We start from the raw sequence: 6,818 nt of genomic DNA on the forward strand, positions 1-6,818 counted from the left end.
CAGAGCCCTGGTCCGTGAGCCCCACCCTCTGGCCGTCGCTGGTGCGCCCGGCCCTGCGATATCGACCGGGGCCGCGGGCGCGCCCGTGCCGGCGGGGTGGATCGCCCTGCCCGGCTGCGCCGCCGCGGTCCGGTTCGCGCGTAGCGACCCCTGACCGCCGGGCGGCGCTACCGCCGGTCTCCGCCGCCACGCGCCGCTACGCGGAGTCCCGGCCACCCGCCTCGGTGTCCTCGACCCCCGAGAGCGGTCGGCGCCCGAGGAGCCCTCCACGGGCGTCCTCCATCACGATCCGCTCCGCCGCCTCCGCGTCCCGGTCCCGCAGCGCGCGGACCAGGGCGCGGTGGTAGCCGTAGCGGTCCAGCGCGGACAGGTCCCCGGCCCGGATGTGCTCCAGCAGCCGGGTGCGGCGCTCGGCCCGCGAGAAGACGCGCGTCTGCTCCACCAGGCCCACCAGGACGGGGTTGTGCGCGCAGGCGTTCACCGTGTCGTTGAACTGCTGCATGGTGTCGAGCAGGGCGCCGATGTGGTCGTCGACAGGACGCTGCTGCGCGCTCCGTTGCTGGATGAGGATCAGCAGGTCGTCGGCCTCATCGAGGATGCCGTCGAGCCGGTCCAGCTGGGCGCCGGTGCCGTGGCGGGCGGCGAAGCGCGCGACCAGGCCGCGCAGCGCGACCTCGACCTCGGCCAGGTCCTGGAGCGCGCTGTCCTCCAACGCCGAGACGACGATGGTGCGGGGGCCGGTGCGGTCGAGCAGGCCCTCCCGCTCCAGCCTGCGGATGGCCTCGCGCACCGGCGTCGGGCTCACGGACAGGCGCTCGGCGAGCCCGCGTTCGGTGATCTTCTCCCCGGGGCCGAGTTCCCCGGATCTGATGGCGTCGCGCACCGCCCGGTACGTGCGATCGGCGAGCGTCTCAGTGGTCAGGGTGCGCAACTGCCGGCCGGTCATACCCCCGACGATACCGGACTCCGGCCCCCCGTTGGCGATTTTGCCACTTTTGACAAACTTGCAATAGCAAAACTAGAGTCGGCGTGGCCGGGGTCACACCGCCCCGGTCAGAAGGCCCGCGGAGGATGCCGATGACAACTCTGAACACCGCCGCCGAGCGGTCGGCGGGGCGCCGGATCACCTTCTTCGTCGCACTGGCGGTGTTCGCCCAGGAGTCGACGTGGAGTTTCTACGACGCCCAGGTCCCCCCGCTGCTGCGCGAGTACCTCGCGAGCACGGCGCTCGTCGGATTGATCATGGGGATGGACAACCTTCTGGGCATCTTCGTCCAGCCGTGGATGGGCAACCGCTCGGACAACACACGCACCCGCTGGGGTCGGCGCATCCCCTATCTGGTGGTCGGCATGCCGGTCGCGGCGCTGCTGTTCGCCGCTCTGCCCCTGGCGTCCTCGCTCCCGGTGCTGATCGCGGTGATCTTCGCCTACGCGCTGGTGGCCAACAGCTTCAAGCCCGTCACCGAGGCCCTGCTCCCGGACTTCATCCGCCCCGAACGCCGCAGCCGGGCGGCGGCCGCGGTCAAGATCGCCACCAGCCTGACGATCATCGTCTCCGCGCTGATCAGCGCCTTCATGATCGACTCCCACCCGGTGCTCGCCTTCTGGGTGCCCTCGGCCCTGATGCTCGTCGCCGTCACCGTGCTCGTCGCGAACATCCGGGACAGTGACTCGCCCGCCTACCGCGCCGTCGAGGCCGAGGAAGCACGGACAGCGGAGAACGCCGAACACAGCGAGGCGGCCCCGGCCTCCACGAGCGTGTGGGCCGTCGTCGCCGACATCGCCCGCGACCGCAACCGCGACCGGCTGCTCATCCTCGTCGCCATCCTCTTCTTCGGCGGGGCCTGGGCGTCGGTCCGGGCGCTGATCACCCCGTACGGCATGGAGGTCCTGGGCCTGTCGCGCGGCGACGCCGGCGGCCTGACCCTGTCCAGCGGCGTGGTGTTCATCCTGGTCGCGCTGCCGGCGGCCCTGCTCTCCGAGCGCATCGGGCGGCTGCGCGTGATGGGCCTGGGCATGGCGCTGTTCGCCGTCGCGATGGTCGTGGGCACGGTGTTCGCCACCCCCGCCGGAACCCTCGTCATGCTCGGGCTGACCGCGGTCGCCGCCGCCGGGTTCATGGTCAACGCCGCCGTCATCCTGTGGAACCTCGCCCCCTCCGCCCGGGTCCTGGGCACCTACACCGGGCTCTACACGGTCGGCTACGCCGGCGGGAGCTTCCTCGGACCGGCCCTGGTCGGCGCCCTGGTCGACCTCACCGGGTGGCGCTTCCTGCTCTTGGACGCCGCGCTGCTCGCGGCGCTCGCCGTGGCCGCAGTGGTGCCCGTCGAACTGCACCGCCGCCGCAACCCCGACGCGGTCGCGCTGTGAAGGACCGCCGACCACGCCCACCTTTTCGCGTTCCGAACAGAAGGAGCACCACGTGAACGACACCTCCGTACGGGTCCTCACACCCGCCGGCATGCTGGGCGCCGGGTTCCCGCCCGAGACGATCGACCGGGGGATCGCCCTGGGCGCCGACGTCATCGCGATCGACGGCGGGTCCACCGACTCCGGCCCCTACTACCTGGGCTCGGCCACTCCCAAAACGACGCGGGCCCAGGTCGAACACGACCTGCGCATCCTGCTCCGGGCCGCGGCAGGCGCGGGCATCCCGCTCATCGTCGGCTCCTGCGGCACCGGTGGCACCGATGCCGGCGTCGACTGGGTCGCGGGCATCGTCGAGGACGTCCTGGCCGCCGAGGGCCTGGACCTGGACGTCGCCGCGATCTACAGCGAGCAGAAGGCGTCGGCCCTGGCCGAGCGCTCGGCCGCGGGCGGCATCCACCCGCTGCCGCCGCTCGGCGACCTCACTCCGCGGATCCTGGAGGACTGTACCCACATCGTCGGCATGATGGGGCACGAGCCCATCGAGGCCGCCTTGCGCGCCGGGGCCGACGTCGTGCTGGCCGGGCGCGCCACCGACACCGCCGTGGCGGCCGCCTACCCGCTGCTGCGGGGTCTGCCCCCCGGGCCCGTCTGGCACGCCGCCAAGATCGTCGAGTGCGGCGGCCAGTGCACCACCGACCCGCGCCGCGGCGGGGTGCTGGCCACCATCGACCGGGACGGGTTCACCATCGAGCCGCTCGACCCGGCCGTCTCCTGCACGCCCACCTCGGTGGCCGCGCACATGCTCTACGAGACCGCCGACCCGTTCCGGATGCGCGAGCCCGCCGGCACCATCGACGTGACCGGGGCGACCTACCGCGCCGTCGACGACCGGATCGTCCGCGTCGAGGGATCGCGGTTCGAACCCGCCGAGCAGCACACCATCAAGCTCGAGGGCGCCCGGATCAGCGGCTACGAGACCCTGTCGTTCACCGCGATCCGCGACCCGCACATCGTGGCGAACATCGATGACTGGGCCGCCCTGCTGCGCGAGGTCCTCGGCCAGTGGGTGGAGCGGACCCTGCGTCTGGGCCCGGACGACTACGCCGTGGACATCCGCCTCTACGGGCACAACGCCGTCCTCCAGGAGCGCGACCCGGCACAGGGGCCCGCGCGCGAGGTGGGCGTGATGCTGCTGGTCCGCGCGCGTGACCAGGAGACCGCCACCGCGGTCGCCAAGGTCGCCAACCCGCTCATGCTGCACCTGCCCACCGCCGACATGGACTACCTGCCCAGCACCGCCTTCCCGTTCTCGCCCGCCGAGACCGAGCGCGGCCCGGCCTACGAGTTCGTCCTCAACCACGTCGTGGACGTCGACGACCCCGCCGAGCTGTTCCGCACCGTCCACCGCGTGCCCGTCCACCGAAAGGCCGCCGCCGATGCCTGAGTCCCCGACCACCCCGGTCACCCTGGCCGACCTCGCCCTGGAGGTCCGCTCCAAGAACGCCGGGCCGTTCTGGACCACCCTGGAGCTGTTCATGCGCGACGAGCGCGGCTACGCGGCCGCCGCCGACGCGGACTTCCTCAACGAGGACGTCGTCTCACGGCTCTACGGCGCCCCGGCCGAGCAGGTGCGGATCTTCCGCATCCCCGAACTGAAGGTCGTCAAGATCTCCTTCCCGCGGCAGGTGCCGCAGGGCGGCTTCCGGGACCGCGACGTCCACTCGGGGCAGCACCACGTGCCCCTGGCGTCCCTGGTCCCGTCCGTCACCGCACGCCCGGAGGAGAACCCGTGACCGCGCCCGACCCCGCCGCGCTCGCCGGGTGGGACACGCCCGCCCTGAGCAACGCCCTGCGCCGCACCCCGGCCGGGGCTGACGGGCAGCAGTACACCGACGGCTCTATCCACCGGATCACCGGCGGGACCCTGCTGGGCACCGCCGTCACCGCCACCATGCGGGCCCGCCGCCCGGGGGACGACGCGGTCCCCGTCTCCGAGCTGCACCGGGCGGTCCTCGCGGTCGAGGGCCCGGTGGTCGTGGTCGTCCAGGACCTCGACGACGAACCCGGCGCCGGAGCGTTCCTCGGCGAGGTCAACGGGACGCTGCTGGACGCGCTGGGGATCTCCGGGTTCGTGACCAACGGCCGCGTGCGCGACCTCCCGGACCTGCGAGGGATGGGGTACGCCGTGCACGCGGCGGGCCCCTGCGTGGCCCGCGCCCACATGCGGCTCACCGCGGTCGGCGTCCCCGTGCGGGTGGCGGGCCTGGACGTCGCACCGGGCGACCTGCTGCACGGCGACGAACACGGCGTGCTCAAGGTCCCCTCCGGGACCGAGGGGGAGCTGCCCGGCCTGGCCGCGGAGATCCGCGAGGAGGAGCAGCGGATCGTCACCTGGGCGCGGTCCGCGGAGTTCACCCCCGAGGGGCTGCTGGCCCTCAAGCGGGTCCGGCATTGAACGGCCCCCGGGAAGACGGGACGGACACAGCGGGTTTCGGCCCCCGCTTCGCGCTGCCGGTCCTCCTGGGGCCCGCGCTCAACTCCGTCAACACCACCATGATCGCGGTCGCGCTGGTACCCATCTCCCGGGCGACCGGCACCGAAGCGTCGGACGTGATCCTGCTGGTGACGGCTCTGTACGCGGCGAGCGCGGTTTCCCAGCCGGTGCTGGGCAGGCTGGTGGACCGGTACGGGCCCAAGCGGCTCTACGTCGCCGGAATGGCCCTCGCCGCGGCCGCCGGACTGGTCCCGCTCCTGGCGCCGACGTTCGCCGGGGCGCTGGTGTCGCGCGTGGCCGTCGGCATCGGGACGTCCGCGGCCTACCCGGCGGCGATGACGGCGATCAGGAACCGGTCCGTGCGCACGGGGCGCGAGCCGCCCCGCGGGCTGTTCTCCGCGCTCTCGGTGTCGAGCCTGGTCAGCGCCGCCGTCGGGCCGGTACTGGGCGGAGTCCTCGTGGAATCCTTCGGCTGGCAGGCGATCTTCGTCGTCAACACCCCCTACGCGGTGGTCGCGGCGGCGTGCGCTCTGGCCGGCCTGCCCTCCGACCGGACCCATCAGCGGCCGGAGGCCCCCGGGGGACGATCGCGGCGGTTCCCGGTGCTGCGCGTGCTCGCGGCCCGTCCGGAGCTGCTGCGCACCTACGGGCGGATGTTCCTGGTGCACGCGTGCACGTACCTGGTCGTCTACGGGCTCACGCCCTGGATGCAGGCGGCGGCCGGGTACACGGCCGACGCCGCCGGGTGGATGCAGCTGCCCGGGGTCGTCCTGGCGGGGGCGGCCGCCGCGCTCGTCTCCCGCGTCCGCGGCGTCCGTGTACCGCTGGTCGTGGCCGCGGCCGTCCCGATCGCGGGCGGACTGCTGCTGACCCGTGTCGATGCCGACGCGTCCGTATGGCTCCTGCTGGCTGTGATCGTGCTGTTCGGCCCCCCGCAGGGGCTCGCCGCGGTGTCCAACCAGGTGGTGCTCCACCGGCAGGCGCCCGCGGGGCGGATGGGGGTGGTGTCGGGTCTGTCGCGCACCGCCGTGCAGCTCAGCGCGATCGCGGCCTCAGGGGTCATCGGCCCGGTCTTCGGGGCGACACCCACCGACGCCGGACTGCACGCCCTGGGCTGGATCATCGCAGGGCTCGGTGCGGCGGCACTACTGCTGACCGCCGCCGACCCCGGGCTGCGGAATCGCTGACCCCTCCGTCGGGACGGAGCCACCGGCCCTGGTGGCGCCCACCGCGCGGCCTCCACCAGGGCCGACGCGGTGGGCGCCCGGCGCGATCATCGCAGTCGACGGACGGAGCCACCCGCTCTTCGCCGCTCCTCTTCGGCTACGGTCTATGACAGCTCTACGCAGCGCGGGTCACGGCCTCCCGCGAGCCCGGCCCTCTCGCATCCGCGGCCATCGTCGCGGTGTGGGCGTTGAACACGCCGGGAGACCCGGTGACACGGCTCCTGCCCGCCTGCCGGTACAGGGTGTACCCGGCGGCCGGGGCCTACGTGATCGCCCCCGTTGGACCGTGGCGGGCCCCGATGTCGTCGCGCGCCTGGCCGCCCCGGTCGGCGGCACGCCCTTCGGGATCGTCGGAGCCCTGTCGGCGGTTCCGAAGCGGCAGGTCGTAATAGGTGATCGGACCGGGGCGGCAAAGGTCCTGCGCCCGGGTGTGCGTGGCACCCCCTCCCGGGAGGTCTGCACTTCGTAGGACGAGTCGACCGGACGGCCCCGTCGCTTCCGCGGTACCGCGACTCCTGAAGTGCACTCTGCACTTGTTATGCTATGGCAAATTTCAAACAAGAAGCATATGTGCGACCCTTGGCCCTGCGGGCCCGTCGCCTGTGCTCTTCACCGCTCTTTCGGAGGATGATGCATGGCAGGCCGGGCACTGGTGCAGTGGGAGGAGAACCGCCGCAACGCGCCGGAGGCGCTCACGGTGGACGTCTACGCCGGGGGGCCGGCGCCGG

At 73.1% G+C, this 6,818-nt stretch carries 6 protein-coding genes and 1 pseudogene; 6 read left to right on the forward strand and 1 reads right to left on the reverse strand.

The window, feature by feature from the left end:
* Window positions 1-196: 196 nt before the first annotated feature.
* On the reverse strand, window positions 197-946 hold the full coding sequence (locus tag ABZ249_RS31325) for a GntR family transcriptional regulator (protein ID WP_355269948.1): 750 nt from the start codon (window positions 944-946) through the stop codon (window positions 197-199).
* 131 nt (window positions 947-1,077) lie between these two features.
* On the opposite strand from ABZ249_RS31325, the gene ABZ249_RS31330 reads away from it, so the two are divergent.
* From ABZ249_RS31330 to ABZ249_RS31355, 6 genes and pseudogenes are all read left to right on the forward strand, one after another.
* On the forward strand, window positions 1,078-2,370 hold the full coding sequence (locus tag ABZ249_RS31330) for an MFS transporter (protein WP_355269951.1): 1,293 nt from the start codon (window positions 1,078-1,080) through the stop codon (window positions 2,368-2,370).
* A 52-nt stretch (window positions 2,371-2,422) separates the two neighbouring features.
* Window positions 2,423-3,814, forward strand: coding sequence for an acyclic terpene utilization AtuA family protein (locus tag ABZ249_RS31335; RefSeq protein ID WP_355269953.1), 1,392 nt, complete (start codon window positions 2,423-2,425; stop codon window positions 3,812-3,814).
* Window positions 3,807-4,163 carry a DUF4387 domain-containing protein gene (locus ABZ249_RS31340; RefSeq protein ID WP_355269955.1) on the forward strand — a complete coding sequence of 119 codons (357 nt, stop codon included), beginning with the start codon at window positions 3,807-3,809 and terminating at the stop codon, window positions 4,161-4,163. The genes ABZ249_RS31335 and ABZ249_RS31340 overlap by 8 nt, the downstream gene beginning before the upstream one ends.
* Window positions 4,160-4,825: an RraA family protein gene (locus ABZ249_RS31345; RefSeq protein ID WP_355269957.1), complete on the forward strand. Its 666-nt coding sequence runs from the start codon at window positions 4,160-4,162 to the stop codon at window positions 4,823-4,825. Before ABZ249_RS31340 ends, ABZ249_RS31345 begins: the two co-directional genes overlap by 4 nt.
* The gene (locus tag ABZ249_RS31350) at window positions 4,822-6,051 is read left to right on the forward strand and encodes an MFS transporter (RefSeq protein WP_355269959.1); all 1,230 of its coding nucleotides are present in this window, start codon (window positions 4,822-4,824) and stop codon (window positions 6,049-6,051) included. Before ABZ249_RS31345 ends, ABZ249_RS31350 begins: the two co-directional genes overlap by 4 nt.
* Window positions 6,052-6,724: 673 nt before the next feature.
* A pseudogene (locus ABZ249_RS31355) lies at window positions 6,725-6,818 on the forward strand (dihydrofolate reductase); the annotation flags it as partial.

Source organism: Nocardiopsis sp. NPDC006139, from assembly GCF_040614155.1.
GTDB classification, from domain to species: Bacteria; Actinomycetota; Actinomycetes; order Streptosporangiales; family Streptosporangiaceae; genus Nocardiopsis; species Nocardiopsis changdeensis.